Source organism: Novosphingobium sp. CCH12-A3 (genome assembly GCF_001556015.1).
Classification (GTDB): Bacteria; Pseudomonadota; Alphaproteobacteria; order Sphingomonadales; family Sphingomonadaceae; genus Novosphingobium; species Novosphingobium subterraneum.
Map to the genome: position 1 here is coordinate 1 of NZ_LSIA01000076.1, position 710 is coordinate 710.

Annotated in this window: 1 protein-coding gene; it reads left to right on the top strand. The window is 65.2% G+C overall.

The genetic code is table 11. The features are described from left to right. A partial coding sequence (locus AX703_RS26475) for an IS66 family transposase (protein WP_156451926.1) occupies positions 1-710 on the top strand: 710 nt, incomplete at both ends.

The following is a 710-nucleotide window of genomic DNA, read 5'->3' on the forward strand; positions in this document are numbered from 1 at the left end:
AGGACGTCACCGAAGTGCTGGACTATATCCCCGCGCGCTTCCGCGTGATCCGGCATATGCGTCCGCGCATTGCCTGCCGGGTGTGCGAGCAAATCCGCCAAGCCCCCGCGATCGATCTGCCGCTGCCCAGGGTCATGGCCAGCAGTGCGCTGCTGGCGCATCTGATGGTAAGCCGCTTCGTCGATCACGTGCCATGGAATCGGCAATCGGTGATCCTGCGCCGGCAGGGTATCGACATCGATCGCGACGTGATGAGCCGATGGGCCCGCAAGCTCGCCTGGCTGATGGCGCCGCTGGGCGAGCGGCTGCTGGCGTACATCCTGGAAGCGCCGAAGATCCATGGCGATGACACGCCGGTCACCTTGCTGGGCAACGGGAATGGCAGTGCCATCGCACGATTCTGGGTCTATCTGCGCCATGGCTGGTCTAGCGGCGACATGGAGCCGCCGGCTGTGGCCTACCGCTTCAGCGCGGATCGTGGCGGTCATCATCCGGCCGCGCACCTCGGCAATTACCGCGGCTTTCTGCAGGCGGACGGCTTTGCGGGCTACAACGCGCTCTACCGCGACCCAAAGACCAAGGCACCACGCGATGTTGTCGAGGTTGGCTGCTGGGCCCATGCGCGGCGCAAGTTTACCGACGTACTCGACAAGACCCCGTCACCGGTCGCGGCCGAAGCCGTGGTCAGGATCGCGGAGCTCTTTGCGATC